Origin of the sequence: Parvibaculum sedimenti (genome assembly GCF_009184905.1) — a bacterium.
GTDB lineage: Bacteria > Pseudomonadota > Alphaproteobacteria > Parvibaculales > Parvibaculaceae > Parvibaculum > Parvibaculum sedimenti.
Genome location: NZ_WESC01000004.1, coordinates 130,052 through 149,356 on the forward strand (window position 1 = coordinate 130,052; position 19,305 = coordinate 149,356).

The 19,305-nt window shown below is 62.3% G+C and carries 17 protein-coding genes; 6 read left to right on the forward strand and 11 right to left on the reverse strand.

Annotated elements, in window-relative coordinates; genetic code table 11:
* The first annotated feature begins 69 nt into the window (after window positions 1-69).
* The 3 genes from F2P47_RS05595 to F2P47_RS05605 are packed head-to-tail and all read left to right on the forward strand — an operon-like array spanning window position 70 to window position 2,928.
* A complete protein-coding gene (locus F2P47_RS05595) occupies window positions 70-1,035 on the forward strand; it encodes an alpha/beta hydrolase (protein WP_152215191.1) in 966 nt (321 codons plus the stop codon).
* 42 nt (window positions 1,036-1,077) lie between these two features.
* Window positions 1,078-1,980: an acyl-CoA thioesterase gene (locus F2P47_RS05600; protein WP_152215192.1), complete on the forward strand. Its 903-nt coding sequence runs from the start codon at window positions 1,078-1,080 to the stop codon at window positions 1,978-1,980.
* Window positions 1,981-2,013: 33 nt separating this feature from the next.
* The gene (locus F2P47_RS05605; protein ID WP_152215193.1) at window positions 2,014-2,928 is read left to right on the forward strand and encodes an acyl-CoA thioesterase; all 915 of its coding nucleotides are present in this window, start codon (window positions 2,014-2,016) and stop codon (window positions 2,926-2,928) included.
* Here the strand turns inward: F2P47_RS05605 and F2P47_RS05610 are convergent.
* Genes F2P47_RS05610 through F2P47_RS05620 form a run of 3 tightly spaced genes read right to left on the reverse strand, consistent with a single transcriptional unit; the run spans window position 2,917 to window position 4,906 of the window.
* A complete protein-coding gene (locus F2P47_RS05610; protein ID WP_152215194.1) occupies window positions 2,917-3,165 on the reverse strand; it encodes a hypothetical protein in 249 nt (82 codons plus the stop codon). The two genes, F2P47_RS05605 and F2P47_RS05610, sit on opposite strands and share 12 nt — an antisense overlap.
* Complete coding sequence (locus F2P47_RS05615) at window positions 3,165-4,097, reverse strand: alpha/beta fold hydrolase (protein ID WP_185680964.1); 933 nt, start codon at window positions 4,095-4,097, stop codon at window positions 3,165-3,167. The genes F2P47_RS05610 and F2P47_RS05615 overlap by 1 nt, the downstream gene beginning before the upstream one ends.
* Window positions 4,094-4,906, reverse strand: a complete 813-nt coding sequence (locus F2P47_RS05620) for an enoyl-CoA hydratase/isomerase family protein (protein ID WP_152215196.1) — start codon at window positions 4,904-4,906, stop codon at window positions 4,094-4,096. Before F2P47_RS05620 ends, F2P47_RS05615 begins: the two co-directional genes overlap by 4 nt.
* 126 nt (window positions 4,907-5,032) lie before the next feature.
* On the opposite strand from F2P47_RS05620, the gene F2P47_RS05625 reads away from it, so the two are divergent.
* Complete coding sequence (locus F2P47_RS05625) at window positions 5,033-5,821, forward strand: SDR family NAD(P)-dependent oxidoreductase (RefSeq protein ID WP_152215197.1); 789 nt, start codon at window positions 5,033-5,035, stop codon at window positions 5,819-5,821.
* Here the strand turns inward: F2P47_RS05625 and F2P47_RS05630 are convergent, their stop codons facing one another.
* The 4 genes from F2P47_RS05630 to F2P47_RS05645 form a co-directional block, all read right to left on the reverse strand.
* Window positions 5,822-6,454 (reverse strand): TonB family protein, encoded by a 633-nt coding sequence (locus F2P47_RS05630; RefSeq protein WP_152215198.1) that lies wholly within the window; start codon window positions 6,452-6,454, stop codon window positions 5,822-5,824.
* Window positions 6,454-8,631 carry a TonB-dependent receptor gene (locus tag F2P47_RS05635; protein WP_152215199.1) on the reverse strand — a complete coding sequence of 726 codons (2,178 nt, stop codon included), beginning with the start codon at window positions 8,629-8,631 and terminating at the stop codon, window positions 6,454-6,456. The genes F2P47_RS05630 and F2P47_RS05635 overlap by 1 nt, the downstream gene beginning before the upstream one ends.
* Window positions 8,632-8,713: 82 nt before the next feature.
* On the reverse strand, window positions 8,714-9,100 hold the full coding sequence (locus tag F2P47_RS05640; protein ID WP_152215200.1) for a hypothetical protein: 387 nt from the start codon (window positions 9,098-9,100) through the stop codon (window positions 8,714-8,716).
* Window positions 9,101-9,192: 92 nt separating this feature from the next.
* Entirely contained in the window at window positions 9,193-10,299 is a 1,107-nt protein-coding gene (locus F2P47_RS05645; RefSeq protein ID WP_185680965.1) for a glutathione S-transferase family protein, read from the reverse strand.
* Between the two features lie 270 nt (window positions 10,300-10,569).
* Between F2P47_RS05645 and F2P47_RS05650 the strand changes: the two genes are divergently transcribed.
* Both F2P47_RS05650 and F2P47_RS05655 read left to right on the forward strand, forming a co-directional pair.
* Complete coding sequence (locus F2P47_RS05650; RefSeq protein WP_152215202.1) at window positions 10,570-11,931, forward strand: cytochrome C; 1,362 nt, start codon at window positions 10,570-10,572, stop codon at window positions 11,929-11,931.
* Between the two features lie 217 nt (window positions 11,932-12,148).
* On the forward strand, window positions 12,149-12,769 hold the full coding sequence (locus tag F2P47_RS05655) for a Yip1 family protein (RefSeq protein WP_152215203.1): 621 nt from the start codon (window positions 12,149-12,151) through the stop codon (window positions 12,767-12,769).
* Window positions 12,770-12,784: 15 nt separating this feature from the next.
* Here F2P47_RS05655 and F2P47_RS05660 read toward each other — a convergent pair whose 3' ends face one another.
* The 4 genes from F2P47_RS05660 to F2P47_RS05675 form a co-directional block, all read right to left on the reverse strand.
* Window positions 12,785-13,405 (reverse strand): hypothetical protein, encoded by a 621-nt coding sequence (locus tag F2P47_RS05660; RefSeq protein WP_152215204.1) that lies wholly within the window; start codon window positions 13,403-13,405, stop codon window positions 12,785-12,787.
* 159 nt (window positions 13,406-13,564) lie between these two features.
* On the reverse strand, window positions 13,565-15,628 hold the full coding sequence (locus F2P47_RS05665) for an autotransporter outer membrane beta-barrel domain-containing protein (protein WP_152215205.1): 2,064 nt from the start codon (window positions 15,626-15,628) through the stop codon (window positions 13,565-13,567).
* Window positions 15,629-15,772: 144 nt separating this feature from the next.
* Entirely contained in the window at window positions 15,773-16,789 is a 1,017-nt protein-coding gene (locus F2P47_RS05670; RefSeq protein ID WP_185680966.1) for a hypothetical protein, read from the reverse strand.
* Between the two features lie 264 nt (window positions 16,790-17,053).
* Entirely contained in the window at window positions 17,054-19,297 is a 2,244-nt protein-coding gene (locus F2P47_RS05675; RefSeq protein WP_152215207.1) for a 3-hydroxyacyl-CoA dehydrogenase NAD-binding domain-containing protein, read from the reverse strand.
* Between the last annotated feature and the right edge of the window lie 8 nt (window positions 19,298-19,305).

Here is a 19,305-nt window from a genome sequence, read left to right on the forward strand (position 1 = left end):
CGCACTTTCCGATTAGACGAAAGCGGCGGAATCCGGTCTACTCCCGACAAATAAAATCGGGAGAGATGCATGTCTGACAAGAAGCCCTTCGATCCGGCCCTTTTCCGCCCGGAGGCGATTTCCGCCGAAACCCGCGCCATTAACGAGGCCATCGTCAAGGCGATCTCCGATATGGAGGAATGGTGGGATGTCGGCGCGCAGAAGATGCGTGACACGCGTGCCCGGGGCGAGGGCCCGTTCCCGCTCGCGCCGAAGTCCGATGCCGCCCGCACTATCGAAATCCCCGGCAAGAGTGGACACAAGATCCCGCTCCGCATCATCGCACCGGAGAACCCCAAGGGCGTCTACCTCCACATTCACGGCGGCGGCTGGGTGCTCGGCGCGGCGGACCAGCAGGACCCGATGCTGGAGCGCATCGCGAAGAATGCAGGCCTTGCGGTCGTCAGCGTCGAATATCGCCTCGCGCCGGAAAATCCCTATCCCGCCGGGCCCGACGATTGCGAGACGGCGGCCGTCTGGCTCGTCGAGAACGCGCAGAAGGAGTTCGGTACCGACAAGCTTACCATCGGCGGCGAAAGCGCGGGCGGGCATCTCTCCGCGGTGACGCTGCTGCGCATGCGCGACCGCCACGGCTATACCGGCTTCAAGGGCGCGAACCTCGTCTTCGGGGCCTTCGACATGACCATGACGCCGAGCCAGAAGCATTTCGGCAACGAGAGGTTGATCCTCCGCACTGTCGACATCGAACAGTTCGGCGATGCCTTCCTGCCCGAGGGACTCGATCGGCGCCACCCCGACATTTCGCCGCTCTATGCGAACCTGAATGACATGCCGCCCGCGCTCTTCACCATCGGCACGCGCGATGCGCTGCTCGACGACTCGCTCTTCATGCATGGGCGCTGGATCGCGGCGGGGAACCAGGGCGAACTCGCTGTCTATCCGGGCGGCGCACATGGCTTCATCGCCTTCCCGGGCGAGATCGCCAGATCGGCCAACGAGCGGATCGACGCCTTCCTCGCGCGGGTCACGGCCTGAGACGACGATGAAGCACATCAATACCCTTGAAGGATTCCGCAGATGAGCGGAATGATCGATACCTATCGCGGCTATGTCTCGATGCAGGAATGCGACGAGATGGGCCATATGAACATCCAGCATTACATCAGCAAGACCTCCGACGCCTCGTTCAACTTCCGCGTTGCGATCGGCATGGGCTTCTCGCATCAGCGCGAAAGCGGCCTTGGCTATGTCGCGCTCGAGCATCACATCCGCTTTCATCGAGAACTCAGAACCAGCGACCTTGTGCTGGTGAAGTCCGGCGTCATCGAGATCCGCGACAAGACCATGCGCATGTATCAGGAGATGCGCGAAGTCCTCGACGACAGGCTCGCCGCCACGTTCATCGTCGATGTCGGCTGCCTCGACCTGAAGACGCGACGGCTCGTGCCATGGCCCGAGGAGACGCGGAAGAACGCCGAAGCGCTCGTCGTCGCTGAGCCCGAATATGCGCAGCCACGTGGGCTTGCGCGCGAAATCATGGACCGCGACGTGTCGGCCGTCCGGGCGCACGCGCTCGACATGTTCGAGAGCAACCGCTCGGTCGTGAACACCTGGGAATGCGATACCAACGGCCATATGAATGCGCGTTTCTTCATGGCGCGCTTCTCGGACGCGCAGGGTCATATGTGGGCCCATGCGGGGCTCGGTCGGCATCAGCAGACGGCAGCGGGCCTTGCTACGGCAACCGTTGAAATGCGCCTTATTTATTTCCGGGAGATGATGGCGGGCGAAACGCTGTGCGTCAAAACCGGACTTGTCGAAGCGGGCGAGAAGACGCTGCGCTACCGGCACTGGCTCTTCAACGCCGAGACGGGCGAACCCGCCTGCGCCGCCGAGGGGCTCGGCCTCCTCTTCGACAAGACGACGCGCAAGGCCGTGCGCATACCGGACAATATCGCCGCGCGCTTCGCGCGCGGCTGACAGAATGCAGATATCGGGAATGAGGAATCGAGTATGACCAAGATGATCGACGTTGCGCGGTCGAGCGTGCAGACCTGGCAATCCGACCAGATGGGCCACATGAATGTGCAGTTCTATATGGAACATGCGACGCAGGGCCTCGCCGCGCTCGGCATTTACCTCGGGCTCGGACCGCGCTACATCGCCGCCGACCAGGCCCGCCTCATCGCCCGCGATCATCATGTGCGCTTTCTGCGCGAGCAGAGGCCCGGCGCACCCTTCACCATTCGTGCCGGCATTCTCGACGTCACGGATTTCGGGCTGCGCGTCTATAAGGAAATGTGGAACACGGTGTCGGGCGAGATCGCCGCGACCTTCACCGCCGATGTCGAACTGCTCGACGAGGATTCACATGAGATGAAGCCGCTGCCCGCCAAGACGATAGCGGCAGCGAAGAGCCTGATAATCGAGCTTCCTGCGCACGGCGCTCCGCGCGGCCTGACGCTCACGCCCCCGCGCACGGCGCCGAAGCTTGCCGATACGAAGGAACTCGTCTTTACGTGGCAGGGCCAGATTCAGGCCGATCAGTGCGATGCGCAGGGCTATCTCAGCGCGCGGCATTTCATGGGCGTCGTTTCGGATTCCATTCCGAACCTGCTCGGCCAACTGATGGGCGATGACCGCTCGCAGAACAGGAAGGTCGGCGGTGCGGCGCTGGAATATCGCTTCCACTATCACCGCTTCCCGCGCGTCGGCGACGTGCTGACACTGAGGAGCGGCCTCAAGGAAGTCGGCCCCAAGACCTATACCTGGTGCCACTGGCTCTTCGACCTAGAAAGAGGTGACGCGATTGCCACGGCGGAAGCTGTCGCGATTTCGCTCGATCTCGAAGCGCGCAAGACCATCCCCATTCCAGACGATCTGCGCGCGAAGCTCGAAGGGCTGGTCGTGCCGGGCCTAGGCGTCTGATGTCTTCACCAACCGCCGCGTCTTAATGACAAGCCCGCGCTCGCCTGCGATACGCTGGATCGTCTTCAGCCCGCGGGCGAGCGGATAGAGCGTCTCCATGTCATGCGCTTCGCGGGCTGCGGAGGCGGCGCGTCTCGTCTCATGATAGAACGCGAGAAGATCCGCCTCGCTCAGCGCGCGCAGAGATTCTTCCTTTTCCGGACGGTTCGGGTCCTGCTCGAAAAAGGTCAACGCCATCAGTCGCCGAGCCGCGCGTCGAGGTCGAGCATTTCGCGGCGCACGGCGTCGGGAAACTCCATCGGAATGAAATGCGTGGCGCGGCCGATACGAAGCAGCGTCGCACGCGGGTCGCGCTGCCCCAGAAGATCGGGTGCGGGCGCGCGGCATGTGGAACCAATGCCCGCATAGATGAGCGTCAGCGGCGTCTGCAGCCTTGCGAGGTCGGCCCAGATGTCATGATCCTGAGCGCGGAAATTCGCCGCTTCCCACGCCGGCGCACAGGCAAGTTCCGCCTGCCCGTCATCGCGGGTTTTCGTGCCACCCTCGACATAATCCGCAATCACTTCTTCAGGCCAAGTGCGGAAAGCGCCGCGCCCCTTGTAGGCCTTCGTCATGGTGGCGCGGTCGGGGAATACGGCGCGGCGGCGTTCGGCACCATCGGCAAGCGAAAGCGGCCCGCCTTTTCGGCCGAGCATTCGAAAGAGCTTCATCATCAGACGCGCCGATCGCGGCACCATGACCGGATCGACAAGAACGAGACCGCGCACGAGATCAGGACGCTCCGCAGCGACCATAAGGCTTGTTGCGCCGCCCATGGAATGGCCGCCAAGCAGGACCGGCCCGCCGCTTTCCTCGACGAAAGGTTCGATGAAGCGGATGAGGTCGTCGCGGAAAATCGTCCAGCGGCGATGGTCCGTCGGGTCGGCGGAAAGCCGCGTCATGCCATGACCTCGCGCATCCCATGCGCGAATGTGAAAGCGCGAGGCAAGCGGCGACAACAGGCTCCGATAGGTCATGCCATTGAAACCGTTGGCATGGGCGAAATGAAGCGCCGGGAGATCCTTCTCCTGTTTCCACTCAAGGAACGATATCTCACCATCCTTGAGCACAAGTTCGCGCCGCGCGGGCACACTATCTCCGATATGCAGGTTCACGCTCGATACAGTCATGACGCCACTTTCCGAAAATCGGGTTTGCGCTTTGAAAGGAAGGCGTCGACCGCCTCGTGATGCTCGGGCGTCGTCCAGCATTCCTGAAGCGCGTCTGTTTCGAGCTTTTGCGCGCGGGCGAGATCGGTCGTGCACGCATTCTCGGTGAGAAGCTCTTTGGTCATGCGAAGCTGGCGCGCCGGATTTTCCGCGATGAGATTGCCGAGCTCGAAAGCCTTCGCGAGCAATTCCGACTGCGGCACCACATATTCACAAAGCCCCTTCGCCTTGGCTTCGGCAGCCGGATAAAGCCGCGCGGTCAGCATCATCTCGCTCGCATTACCCCACCCCATACGCGAGATGAGGAAGTGCGACGAGGCAAGCTCCGGCACGATGCCCATCTTGACGAAGACAAGGCCGAACTTCGCCTCCTCGGCCGCGACGATGATGTCGAAAGGCAGGATCATGGTGACGCCGATTCCGACAGCGACACCGTTCACCGCCGCGATCAGCGGCTTCGAGGAACGAACGAGATTGATCCAGTCGACGCCTGCGGGCATGCCGCCGGAGCCGCCGGCGGTGTCGTTGCCCGGATCCTTGCCGTCGACGCGCGTCTTGAAGACCGCATCCACGTCCGCGCCAGCGCAGAAGCCGCGCCCCTCGCCCGTCATTACGATGGCGCCGATGTCGCGATCATCATTTGCCGTCTCTATGGCGTGGCCCAGTTCCTCGGCCATGCGCGGCGTCCAGGCATTGAGCTTGTCGGGCCTGTTAAGCGTGATGAGCGTTACAGCACCCCGGTTTTCGACCTTGACCTGCCGATAGTCCATGACGTCCCTCCATTTTCTGGTTGAGTAAAGTCTAGGCAGGCAGCGAGACGGCGACAAGCAAGGCTTGACGGCGAACCGGCTTCGCCCTGCACTGGCACCAACGAAAATTGAACGGGGAGAAGACGCATGGATCTCGAACTCAGGGGAAAGACGGTCTTCGTCGCAGGCGCGAGCCGGGGTATCGGCTTCGGCATGGCACAGGCTTTCGCAAGGGAAGGTGCGAAGGTGGCGCTGACAGGCCGAGGCGAGGCGGCGCTCAACGAAGCGCGCGAGGCTCTGATCGCCGAGGGCGTCCCGGCATCGAATCTCATATCCATTGCAGGCGACATGACGCGCGCAGTCGAGCTTGCCGCTGCCCTTGACGCAACGGAAGCAAAGCTCGGGCCCCTCCACACGGTGATCGCCAATGTCGGCATGTCCAAGGCGCCGCTCGGCTTCGACATCTCGGACGAGCTTTGGGACGCGGACATCCTTCAGAACCTCTCCGGCTCCTATTTCCTAGCCCGCGAGGCTCTGAGGCGCATCCTGAAGCACCCGGCCGAGATGCGGGCAGGCGCGAACATCATCTTCATTTCGTCGATTGCAGGCGTCGACGCGCTCGGCACATCCGTGACCTATGCGGCTTCGAAGGCCGCGGTGAACCACACCACGCGCGCGCTTTCCAAAGCGGTTGGCAAGGAAGGCGTTCGCGTGAACGCCATTGCGCCGGGCAACATTCTTTTCGAGGGCGGCGTCTGGGACAAGAACACAAAGGAACGTCCAGACGATTGGGGCCGGTGGGTCAGGCGCGAAGTGGCGCTACGCCGCTTCGGCAAGGTGGAAGAAATCGCCGATGCTGCGCTCTTCCTCGCCTCGCCCCGCGCGAGCTTCATCACCGGCGCGGTGCTCGTCGTCGATGGCGGGCAGGTGAAGTGATCATCGGAAGTTGAGCGGAATCTCGAAGACAAGATCGGCCTCCGTGAGATCGGCGGGCGGCGTGTCGAAAGGCGCCGCTGCTTCGATCGTGCGTAGCGCAAGTGCATCGAGCCTCTCGCTGCCACTCGATTTTGCAATGCGGATGGCGGCAATGCGACCTTCGCGGGTCAGAGAGAATGTCGCATAGGCAGTGCCGGGCAGATGAATGCCCTTGGGCTTTTTTTCGGCGATGCGCTTCCAGACGAGGCTTCCATAGGCGCGAATGCCCGCAGCGCGCGTTTCCACATCTCTGGAAATTGCAGTGTTCGTCTCGACCGGCTTCATCTGCTGTCGCGGCGCAGCGACCACGGGAGCCGGCTTTTGTGGCACCTGCTTCGGAGCAGGCTTCGGGTGGCGGATAGGGACCGGCCTTTTTTCCAGCACGGGTAACGGCTTTTCAACGGGCACCGGCTTCCGCAACTCGGTTTCGGAGAGGATGTGAACGAGCATTTCCTTAGCACCCGTCCCCACATGTTGCGTGGAGGCAGGCAGAAGCAGGCCCGCAGCCAGCCCCGCATTGACTGCGAAGCTGGCTGCGACCGTGACGGCGCGGCGGAGCCAAGGGCTGCCGGAGGAACCCGCGCCGGCGAACATCAAAGGCTCAGGGTCAGACCGACATTGAGCGAACGCCCCATGCCCGGCAGCGGACGCAGGACGCCCGTCGCCATGTAGTCGCCGAGCGAGAGCCCGCCCAGCGGATCGTCATAGGCCGTATCGAAGAGGTTATCGACGCCGAGGTCGATGCGGACATGCTGCCATGTATAGGACCCGCCGAGATTGACGAGGAGATAGGACGGCGTTTCGGGCTCGTTGCGCAGATCGTCCACGGAGGATTTGCGCGCCGCACCCTTGAGCTCAACATGACCGGCCCAGTCACCGTAGACCTCCTCGAGCGTCAGCGACGCATTGAGCGGCATGATGTGATAGAGGCTGCCATCGGTCGTGAGATCCTTACCGTGGACATAGCCGAGCGTACCCTTCAGCGTGCCCTCGCCCGCCGCGTCCGACTTCCAGAGACCGAGCTTGCCGGAGAGGTTGACGCCGTAGAGTTCGGCATTGTGGTTGACGAACTGGAACTGCGAGAAGCCACCGGAGAGGGAGGCGATCTTCTTCACGCCGATATAGTCTTCGACATAGGTGTAGTAGGGCGTGAGCTTCGCCTCCCAGCTCCGGTCGGCGCTGTGGAAGTCCGCCGTTGCGCTCAGCGTATTGGCAATTTCAGAATCGAGATCGAGATTGCCAACATAGCCATTGCCATCGCCGAACCAGCCGATCATGCGGCTCGCCATCGAGCCCCGGCCCCAGGCATAGAGTTCATAAAGATTCGGCGCGCGGGACTTCCTCGCATAGCCGAATTCGAAGGTCGAGGTTTCGTTTGCCTCATATTTCGCGATGGCAGTCGCATCGAAATTGACGAATGTGTGCTTGTGATCGGCAGCATTGAAGGTCATGGCCGCCATGTTGTCGGACATGCACATCATGCCGCAGCCATAGGACTGAACGTCGCCCGTGTCGGTCCAGACCGTGTCATTGCGGATGCCGAGCAAGGTCGACCAGCTTTTGGTCCATTTCGCATCCCATTCGGCGAAGGTGCCGAGGCGATCGCGCTTGCCACCATTGATGTTGATGTAGGTATTGGGGCCCATCATCATGCTCATGGCGACCGGCGGCCACCAGTCGTCGAGACGTTGGAGATTGAACTCGTTGCCGACGCGAATGGAGCCGCCATCCTTCAGCGCGAAAGTCGCCTTGACCTCATAGCCCGCATTGTCGGCACTGGTGTTCATCGGCATGCCGCCGTCGGCCATGCCGCCCTTGTCGTCGAGGAAATTCATCTCGTGATCGACGCCCTGCCAGAAGGCGCGGGCCTCGAGCTTGCCCCAGTCGAAGCTTCCCTCGTAGCGACCGTTGACGAAGGTCGATCGGTTATCCGTCATGTCCATGTACTGGTTCGGATAACCTTCATAGGGCAGGTATTGCTGGCCGGCTTCGAGAACGACGAGGTTGTCGCCGTTCCTCGCCGCAAGCGTCAGCGCGTGGTTGTAGGACTTGTATTCGGTCGAGCGGACCTCGCCGTCATCGCCGCCGCCCTCATAGTTCCCGGCGCGAGCGACTGAGCCCTTGTAGCCGATGCTCACCTTGTCGTTGCCGGCGGTCGCGGCCACGGAGCCCGTCAGGCTGTCGCCGTTGCTGCGATAGAAGGTCGAGGCGCTCGCTGCGAGAACCGCGACGTCTGGCGTGGTGCCGAAGAGCGGCGCGGGGCTGTCGATGACAATGGTGCCGGCGATGCTGTCGCCTCCCATGCTGACCGGCGTCAGGCCCGCGAGTACCTTCGCCGAGCCGACGCCTGTCGGATCGACATAGGAGAGCGGCGAATTCATGTGGTTCGGACAGGCTGACGACATCACCATGCCGTCGACGACGATGCGCACACGATCATCGGCAAGGCCGTTGATGACCGGCAGGTTCGAAACCCCGCCTGCCTTGTAGGTGCTGACGCCGGCAACATCTTCGAACAGAGAGGCCGTGTCGTTGGTATGCGCAAGCTTCCTGAGGCGCTCCAGTGGCGAGACGTTCGTCTCCGTGAGCGGCGCATAGCCAAGATCGGTTGCCGTCTGTTCCTTCGGCGATTCCACATCGACCGGCGGCAGAAGCGTCGCGTCCTGGGCGGCGGCCATCGCGGGCCAGAAGAGAACCGGCAGCGCAAGAGCCATGAACGAGCGGGAGAGCGCGCTGCTGCCCAGCAGACGCCCATTGAAACGAATATGCATTTTGATTGCCCCTTCCTGAGGACTGACAAAGACAAGTGCTCGCGCGAGGTCATGCCCCCACGCCTTGCAAGCGTTTTTCGTGTCAGATCGTCAGGAAGGGTGGCGCACGGGATCGCTCTCGCGCGAAGAGTTCCCGCTGGAGGGGAAGGTCGCTCGCCGCGTCAAGCGGCGCGGGAAGGAAGGCGGCGTCGTAGATCGCGACCGCAACGCCCATTTCGGGCGAGGCCAGATGCGCGGCCGCAGCATAGGCACATGGAGCGTAGCGCTGCTCATGGTCGTCATCATGCTGCGACGAGCCGTGTGCATCGCCCCTCTCGGCAAGGCCGTTCGCCGTACAGATGACGAAGGGGGCCCAGGCCGCCCCGGTATTGTGGGACGGCGGCGCCGGCATCCAGCCGTCCGGCAGGAAGGCACGGAAAAGCATCGCCGCGAGCGCGACGTAGAATCCGGCCAGACGTGCGGTTTTCATTGCCATTCTGCTACGGAGCTACCGGACCCGCCGGCTCTTTTCAAGCGGGGATTATGGACGAAATGGCCGCAGCGCTCCACGCCCTGCCCGTTTCAGGCCAGAGCGACCTTGAAATTCGTCCGGGCGAGGCGAGGAAAGGCCGGGAAATCGAGTAAGGTTTCGCCGCCCGCCGCCCTCAGAAGATCAGCGGCGCGAAGCTTCTCATCGGCTTCGAGGCTCGAAATAAAGTCGAGCGGGCGCTGCAACATCCAGAGGTCGTAGGGGAAAACGGCGCGGCTTTCCTGGACGCCTTCAAGCGTGAATTCATGCGTGCCGATCGCGCGCGGGACCTCTCCGGTCCCCGCCGCCGTCTCCGGATGCTCCTCCACCCATTTCCTGAAGAGGTGCGCCGTCGAGACCAGGACTGGAACCATTTCGCGCATCATGCGGGCAAGAACCGGAATGAGGGTCTCAGGTACCTCGTCGCGGGGCAGGAACTCGCCGCCCTTGGGATGCGGCGGCTTCATCATGCGTTCGACCCAACGCACGACATTGGGGGCGATGCGCTTCATCAGTTCGCCAGACGCGGGATCGCGGAACTGGTGGGCATAGAGCGGCCCGATCAGGCCGAAATCGCCGATGGAAGGCCGCGTCCCGAACAGGAATTCGTAAGAGGCAAAATGCCGGTCAAGCTCGCCCAGCAGTCCCTCATAGGACTTCTCGATCGCTTCGGCCGTCTTGGGCGTCGCGCCCAGAAAGGGGAGCGCTCCGGCAAAGGGCTTCGCAATTCTGTCGGCCACTTCGCGCTGCCCCTCGGGCGGAAGTTCGGGGGCCGAAAGCCTGCCGAATTCCGAAAGCGCGAAGTCGCGATTCTTGGTCCAGCGGTAATGCATGGCCGGAATCTTCAGCCATTCGTCACCATAGAGTTCGAGCAGGAGCGCCGCGAGGCGCTGCTTCGTCGTGGCCGGATAGACGGGCGCCTCGGGAAAACGTTCTTCGAGCGCGTCGATGATGTCGGTCGAATCCTGCAGCGTCTCGCCCTCGGGCGTCACCACCACGGGGATAACGGGCCAACCCACACGCGGCAGGATCACATTGCGATAGACGTCTGCGGTCGCGCCATATTCGATAAAGGGGATGCGCTTGAAGCGCAGATAGGCGCGCACCTTGCCGCTGTAATAGCTCACCTCGGCGCCGTAGAACTCATATCCCTCGGTCATTCCGTCCGTCTCTTCCCGTCTCGCGTTTAGCATCGCCAGATTAATGCATATCATTAATCGCGTTTATATCCGGTCGCCGACGATATGCAAGACGGAGCGAAAGTGCACCCGCATATGCGGCAGGCCCGCCGTCCTGTGCCGATTCCTTCATGACATCAAAGACATACATGGCCGCGACCTTGCCGGTACATGGCCTCGAATTAATAACCGGCCGCATATACAGCTGCTTAAAACAACAACACTAGCAACTGTCTTCCGCGGAGGGGTGTGATGATGAAGAGAAAATGGCCAGTTCGTGCTGGCCATGCCGCTACGGCTTTACTGTGCCTGATCGCGATGGGAACAGTCTTTGCTCCACAATCCGCCCAGGCGATCCCCTCTTTCGCGGAGCAGACCGACCAGCCCTGCTCCTCCTGCCACGTCGGCTCCTTCGGTCCCGCACTCACGCCCATGGGCCGTCTCTTCAAGCTCAACGGCTATGTCTGGGACAGCGGCGAAACCAGCGTCCCCAAAGTCAGCGCCATGCTGCAGACCTATCTCACCCATACCGAGAAAGGCCAGGACGGCGGCGCGGCACCGCATTTCGCGCCCAACGACAATCCGTCCGTCGATCAGGTAAGCCTCTTTTACGGCGGCAAGATTCTCGACCATCTCGGCGCCTTCGTACAGACGACCTATGACGGCATCGCACGGCGCTTCGCATGGGACAATGTCGATGTCCGCTACGCCGACACCGCGAATTTCGGCAATGTGAGCGCGGTTCTCGGCATCTCGGTCAACAACAACCCGACCGTTCAGGATCTCTGGAACTCGACGCCCGCCTGGGGCACACCCTTCTCGGCGGCCGACCTGGCGCCAGCACCCGCCGCGGCACCCGTGATCGCTGGCGGCTTCGCCCAACAGGTCCTCGGCAGCAGCGTCTACGCGATGTGGGACGACTGGCTCTATACGGAAGTCGGCGCCTATGGGAACCTGTCGGACCGCACCCAAACCATTCTCGGCGTCTCGCCCATGGGAGAGAACCGCATCAACGGCCTCGCACCCTATTGGCGCGTCGCTGCACAGCATCAGTTCGGCTCCCATTACGTCTCGCTCGGAACCTTCGGTCTTTCGGCCAATCTCTTCCCCGGACAAGACCGCAGCGCCGGAACGGATCGCGCCACCGATCTGGGCCTCGACGCGACTTACGACTATCTAGGCGACGAAGACAATAATTTCAGCGTCTATGCCGCCTTCATCAATGAGCATCAAAGCCTCGGCGCGAGCTCGGTGCTGAGCGGCACGAATGGCAGCAACACGCTGCGTTCGGGAAACCTGACGGCTGCCTACACCTACCTTCAGACCTATACGTTCTCGCTTGGATATTTCGATATCTGGGGAACGACGGACATGGGTCTTTATGGCGGCGACAGCTTCAACGGCTCGCCGAACTCGAACGGCATCAATGCGGAGATCGACTACACGCCGTTCGGCAAGGACGACTCGCCGTTCGGACACCACGTCAATCTGCGCCTCGGCCTTCAGTACACCGACTACCTGAAATTCAACGGCGCAAGATCGAACTACGACGGGGCCGGACGAAACGCCTCCGACAACAACACCGTGGCGGCCTTCGCCTGGTTCCTGTTCTAGCCCCTTCCGACGGCGGGAACCGGGCCTCTGGTTCCCGCCGGACATGCTTTTCCCTCCATCCCCCGGCAGGCGGCGCCCCACCGGCGAAAATCGCCGCAATCCTCGCTGTTTGACAAGGCCGCGCGAGGCTCAGAGACTTCTGGCATGTTCCGCCCGCGGTTCGGCGATGCGGCTCTGCGCGGTCGGCACTTTGAGGTTCAACTCGAGGGGAGCAGCCATGGCCAGTTTCGAGACACCTGACGCGGCGTCGATCATCGACAGGGCGAAGAACATCCTCATGTCGCCCGATGCGGAATGGGACAAGATCGACGGCGAGAAACCGACCATCCAGAGCCTCTATACGGGCTATATCGGGATTCTTGCGGCCATTCCGCCGCTCGCCGCGGCCATTGGCGGGGTCGTCTTCGGCTATGGCGCCATGGGCTATTCCTTCCGTCTGCCGCTTGGCAGCGCCATCGCCGGAGCCATCGTTCAGTATATCCTCGGGCTCATCATGGTCGGTGTGCTGGCGCTGGTCATCGAACAGCTGGCGCCGACGTTCGGCGGCACGAAGGACCGGATACAGGCCTTCAAGGTTGCGGCCTATTCCATGACAGCCAGCTGGCTCGCTGGCATTTTCGCCATCGTGCCGGCGCTCGGCCTTCTCAGTATTCTCGGCCTCTATTCGCTCTATCTGCTCTATCGCGGGCTGCCGAAGCTGATGAAGGTGCCGCAGGAGAAGGCGCTCGTCTATACGGCTGCGGTCGTCGTCGCAGGCATTGTGCTGATGATCGTCATCGGCCTCCTTGCCGCTCCCTTCATGCATCGCGGCATGATGGGCCACGGAATGGGTCTGTGACTGGCTAAATGAAGATCAGCGAGGGCGTGCGCCGCGCGCCTTCGCCTCCTCGACCGTCAGAATATCCATCGCCAGCGCCTCGCGGCACTGATCAACGCAAACCAGCGCAAGGCGCGGGTGGCCCGCCTCCAGATAGAAATAAATATTGTAGCGCATGGCGTAGATGCTGCTGACCGCATCGAGCTGAAAAATGCGATCGAGCTTCTGCGGAGGTTCCGCACCCAATGCCGCCTTGAGATTGGCGAGCGCCCGAATCCGCTTTGCCCCCTTCGCCTCCGCCGCATAAAGCGCCGTGAAGCGCACGCCATAGCGCGGATCGAAATCTCTTGTCTTCGGTAGGGGTGTCGCCGCAGGTGGCAAAGCCAGGACGGAGACCGGCTCCACCGTGCCATGCGCCAGCCAGACCATGCCTTCAATGGGAACCAACGCATGGCCCGAGGCAGAGCAGACAATCACGGCCCAGAGGCTGAAAGGATTGGGCACCGCAGGCACGGTACCTGCGGGGGCGTGCTCGCAGAGCAGATCCTCCCGCGGCGCTACCTGCGCAGCCGAGGCGTCTTCGCCAGCGCCCGACAAAGCCGACATCGCAAGCGCCAGCAGCGTGGCCACGAAAGAGCGTCGAATCACAGTCCACATGGACCGATCTTAGCGGCAGTTTCGACGCCCCAAGAGGGGCAGGTGGACGATGGAAGGAACAGCACGAAAAAGCGCCACCCTGTTCATCCTCTTCCGCGATAAACGGAAGGTCGGATAAACAGGGTGGCGCCGAAGCAAAATGGCCTGAAGGGCTTTTCCCTACCAGGCGTAGAGCAGCTTGAGCGAAAGCCCGTAGCCCTTGGCGTCGCTGCGAATATCCGTCGTGCCCGCCAGACCGATGGTCAGGCCACCCGGCGAGGACGCGGTAACGCCGAGATTGGCGAGCAGCGCATCACGGTCGACCGCCTTCTGCGCGTAGACGAAGCTCGAAGCCGGCGTCGAAGCGAAGGAAGCCGTGGCCGTGCCGTCGGGCTGCGAGACATCGTGCCCCCAACGCAGGTCAAGCGAAGGCGAAACCGTCGCATTGGCGGTGGGCGCCTCGAAGCTCGTTCCGACGGCCGCGCCAACCGAGGTGCGCACCAGCGTATCCGACTGCGAGTTCTGCGCGAGGTTGAGACCGCCAGCACCCGTCTCCGTGTAGGAGTCGGAGTGGAAGTTCACGACGTCGATGCCTGCGACCGGCTTCAGCCATGCCTTGCCACCGAGGTCGACGCGGTAGCCCGCCTCGCCCTGAGCGGTCAGCATATAGCCGCCGAAATCGCCCGTGGCCGTGCGGTCGATGCCGCCGAAGACGATGCGACGCGAGGTGCCGTAATCATTATAGGCGGCGGCGATGCGGCCCGAGAGGTCGACGGCGCCGAAGCTGGAACCGGCATAGGCGCCAAGTTCATAGGTCGAGACTTCGCTGCTGCTGCCGATACGGGAATGATCGGCATTGGCGTGGGCGTAGGTCGCCGAAAGGCCGATGATCGTCGTGTCTCCCAGGAAACGGTCGATACCGCCGACGATGCCACCACCGCGATAGTCGTAGCCATTGGCCAGGCCCGCATCGGACGAGGCATTGCCGAAAAGGCCGAAGCCTCGCGCCCAGACGGCCCATTCCGGCCGTAGGCCCGTATTGCCGATAAGGGACGCCGTGAGGTCGCCATCGGCGCCGGACGCGGCAAGGCGCGTGCCGCCATTCCGCATGGCCGTCTGCTGCGCGCCGATGCGGTCGGAGACCAGTGAACCGATCGTGCCCGCCGTGCCGATAAGCGCCTGATTCACGGGCGCGGTCGGATTGTCGGGTGCCATCTGGTTGAAGGCGTTGGCTGCCTCGCCTTCCGTGCCGGTATCGATATAGGCAAGGATTTCGGCGAGATCGCCGCTGGCATTGTTATGGGCATGGTCGAGGGCGCCTGCGACCGCAAAGCCGTTCGGCGTATCGGCGACGCTCTGGTAGCTAACGCCATTGCGCTCGAAGCCGAGCAGAACGGCATTCGACGTATAGGTGAGCGTCGGCGTGACAAAAGCCGCGTTGATGTTGTCGACGAGCGACGAGAAGGTGCCCGTGCGGCTGTCGCCCTGAACGATCGTGTAGTCGAGATCGGAGCGGAACCGCGTTGACAGCGAGGAGACTTCGACCGCGCCGTCGAGTGTCACATTGCCGGTGACGTCGAGGAGATCGGAGCCGCCGGTGCCATTGATCTTCACGTAGTAGAGGCCGGTCGAGCCCTGCGTAAAGGCACCATCGACCGAGAAAGTGCCGATGGAGGAGCCGGTGCCCGTCGCAACCGCACCATTGTTGGTAAAGAGCGTCGTCGTGACGGTGCTGCCATTGATGAAGCCGGCACCCGCAGCGACCGTGAAGACGTCGGTGCTCGTATAGTCGCCGGACAGCGTGACGACGCCGGATTTCACGTTGGTCGTCTCGAAGTTGATCCAGTCCGCGCCGGTGAGCGTGAAGGTCGAGAGCGCGCCGCGATCGATATTGAGCGTGTCGGAGCCGCCTTCCGCATCGACGATGCCCGTCACCGAACCGCCGAAATTGTTGAAGGTATCGTCGCCATTGCCCATCATCACGCTCGTCGCCGAGGAGCCCGAGATGGTGCCGTAGTTGGTGATGGTGTTGCTCCAGCGGCCCGCATCATCGGCGAGCCTGATCGCATAGCCATCAAGGCCCCGGATCGTGCCGTAGTTGGTGATGGAGGTCGCGCCGAAGGCATCGCCATTCGCGCTGTCATCGACCGTGATACCGTAATTGGCGCCGGAGATCAGCGCCGACGTGTGCGACGCATCGCCGTTGATGACGGTGCCGCCGCCGAGTGCCAGGCCTTCACTCATGCTGGGATCAGTCTCACCCGGCTTGATACCGTGTGCGCCCGTGCCCTGAATGGTGCCGTAGTTCTCGACATAGGCGATATGATCGATGTCGACACCGTCACCATCGCCGAAGGAATAGGCTTCGTTGCCACCTTCATAAGCCGCCTAATTCCAGGTGCCGGTAATCGTTGCGCCCTCATAATTATAGACGGAGACAACAGACGCATTGTCCGTCGCGTCGGAGCCGACACCGGAGCCGTTCTCGCCGGTGATCGTGCCCCAGTTGTAGACCGTGGTTCCTGAGGCATCCTTGTCTATCGTGATGCCGTGCTTACCGCCGGTAATGGACGCGCCGGCATAATTGTAGATGACGTCGTTCTTGCCATCGTCGCGAACGCCGTACATGTCGCCAATGCTGTCGTTATTCTGCAGACCTTCGTTGACGATCACGCCGGTCGTCTCGATCACACCGTAGTTCTGCAAGACGGTCCCCGTATAGCCCGGATCTCCGAGACGCACGGCGCCGACTTCGCCTTCATTGGAATTTCCATCAGGATCGGCATCGACGCTTGCGGCATCGCCGGTGGCCCTGATCGTCCCGTAGTTGACGACCGTGGATGTGCCCTTCTTGCCCGCATAAAGCGCATAGACATTGGAGTCGGCGTTTGCGTAGTCGAGCAAATCCGAATCCGTGATGGTCTCCGTTACCGTCGCCCCGGCAGTGCTCTGGATCAGCCCGCCAAGCTCATTAGTGATGGTGCCGCTACCGATATAGATGGCATAGCCGTTCTGGGCCGGCGCTGGATTTCCACTCGCCTGAATGGTTCCGGAATTGTCGATCGTAACGCCGGTTCCAAGCCTGATTGCCCCGCCCGTGTCGCTCGTCGGGTTCGAAGCGTCGGACTGGATCGTTCCGGAATTGATGATCGAGACGTAATTGTTGCTCTTTGTACCGATGGCGGAAAGCGCCGAGCCGGAAACCGAGTGAATCGTGCCTGCATTCGTGAAATCGGTGGGGTTGCCGGAAGTGCCGGTCGTCATGGTGATCGGCGTCTTGTTGGTCGCCGTCGAGTTGTCGATGGTGGTGCCTGCCTCAACGCAGCTCCCATCCGTCGCGGTGAGATTGCCCGCGGTCGTGCTCGACAGGCAGCCAGCGGCAACAGCCGGAGACGACATAGACAAGAGGGCTATCGCCGCGGCCGAACCGAGCAGCACAGAAATCGATGCGCGGTACGCAATGCGACCGCTCCGAAAATCGCGAAGCATGAAACCCCCATAAAAAGCTGCCCGCGCGCAGGCGCGGCCAGTTGCCTGTATGGGTGTGTTAAACCCAGCTTTCACGAAAGCTGGGCGTCAGAAAAATGACGGATCGATTACAAACGTCCTTTTTCGAAACAAAAAAGCCCGGGCTCTCGCCCGGGCTTTTCATGATCGGTCGACCTGATATCAGGCTGCGGCCTTCTCGGGCGCGAAGCGGGCGTAGAACGTGTCGCCCTTCTCGGCCATATCACGCAGCAGCTTGTTCGGCTTGAAACGCTCGCCATATTTCTGCGCGAGCTTGTCGCAGGTATCGACGAACTCCTTCGCGCCCACCATGTCGATCAGCGAGAGCGGGCCGCCGGCCCAGGGCGCAAAGCCCCAGCCGAGGATCGCGCCGACATCGGCATCGCGCACGTCGGTGACGACGCCTTCCTCGAAGCAGCGCGCCGCTTCCAGCGCCTGAATGTAGAGGAAGCGCTTCTTCAGCTCCTCGACATCGACGTCGGCAATATCCTTCGACGTCTTGGCGATTTCGGCGAGGCCCGGCCAGAGCTTCTTCTTGCCGTCGGCGGAGTAGTCGTAGAAGCCCTTGCCGGACTTCTTGCCGACGCGACCGAGTTCAAGCACCATCTGCTCGACGATCTTGTCGGCAGGCGCGGCGACATACTTGTCGCCAAGGTCCTTCTTCGTCTGCTCGCGCACCTTGTAGGCGAGGTCGAGTGAGACTTCGTCGTTGAGCGCCAGCGGCGGCATGGGCATCCCGGTCGACTTGCCGACATTCTCGATGATCGCCGGCTTGATGCCTTCGGCAAGCATGGCGAGGCCTTCGCCGACATAGGTGCCGAAGCAGCGCGAGGTGTAGAAACCGCGGCTGTCGTTGACGACGATGGGCGTCTTGCGGATCTGCTTCACATAGTCCATCGCCTTGGCGAGCGTTTCCTGGCTGGTGCGCTGGCCCATGATGATCTCGACGAGCTGCATCTTGTCGACCGGCGAGAAGAAGTGGATGCCGATGAAGCCTTCCTGAGACTTCGCAGCCTCCGCCAGACCCGTGATCGGCAGGGTCGAGGTGTTCGAGCCGTAGATGCCGCCTTCGGCCAGCATCGGTTCGGCCTTCCTCGTCACTTCCGCCTTGATCTCGCGGTTCTCGAACACCGCCTCGATGATGAGGTCGGCACCCTTGAGGTCGTCATAGCTGGTCGTCGGCTTGATGCGGGCGAGAAGGGCGTCGACCTTCTCCTGCGTCGTCTTGCCCTTTTCCAGCTGCTTGGCGAGCAGCTTTTCCGAGTAGGCCTTGCCTTTTTCGGCACTGGCCTGATCGGTGTCGAGAAGTACGACTTCCATACCGGCCTGAGCCGAGACGTAAGCAATGCCCGCGCCCATCATGCCGGCGCCAAGGATGCCGAGCTTCTTCACCTTGAATTCGGGCACATTGGCGGGACGGCGCGCGCCCTTGCCGAGTTCCTGCATCGAGAGGAAGAGCGAACGGATCATCGCCTTGGAGCGCGGATCCATCAGCAGCTTCGTGAAGTAGCGCGTCTCGATGCGGAGACCCGCCTCGATCGGCACCTGCAGGCCTTCATAGACGCAGGACATGATGTATTTCTGCGCCGGGAAGTTGCCATGCGTCTGCTTGTGCAGCGCGGCGATGCCCATGGTGAAGACCTGGCCCGAGCCATTATGCGGCCCGCCGCCGGGAATCTTGTAGCCTTCGCGGTCCCAGGGCTGAACGGCGATGGCGAAGACTTCCGGACCCTTCTTGCCGAGTTTGATCTTCGGCTGGGCGAGGCCGTCCTTGAGCCAGGCCTTGGCGGCGTCGATCAGCTCGGCGGCAGGCACGACCTTGTGGACAATGCCGGCCTTGAGCGCCTTCTGCGGATCGAGCGCCGTGCCCTGCAGGATGAGCGGCAGAGCGGCTGCAGCGCCGATAAGGCGCGGCAGACGCTGCGTGCCGCCGCCACCGGGCAGCAGACCCACTTTCGCTTCCGGCAGGCCGAGCTGTATCTTCGGATTGTCCGCGACGACGCGATAGTGGCAGGCGAGCGTCACTTCAAGACCGCCACCAAGCGCCACGCCGTTGATCGCGGCAGCAATCGGCTTGCCGCAGGTCTCGAGCTTGCGCAGCAGCATGTTGAAGGCGAGATTGCCTTCATACGTCGCCTTCACGCGGTCTTCCTTGGAGCCCGAACCCGAGCCGCCAGCCTGGCCGCCCATCATCGAGAGGTCTGCACCGGCGCAGAACGCATCCTTGCCGGAGGTCAGCACGGCGCCCTTGATGGCGTCGTTCGAAACGATCTCGCCGATAATCGAGCCCATGTCGGCCATGGAGCTCTGCGAGAGCACGTTCATCGAACGCCCCGGCATGTCCCAGGTGATAAGGGCGATGCCGTCGCTGTCGATTTCGAGTTTGAAGTTTTCGTAAGTGGTCATTGTTCGCC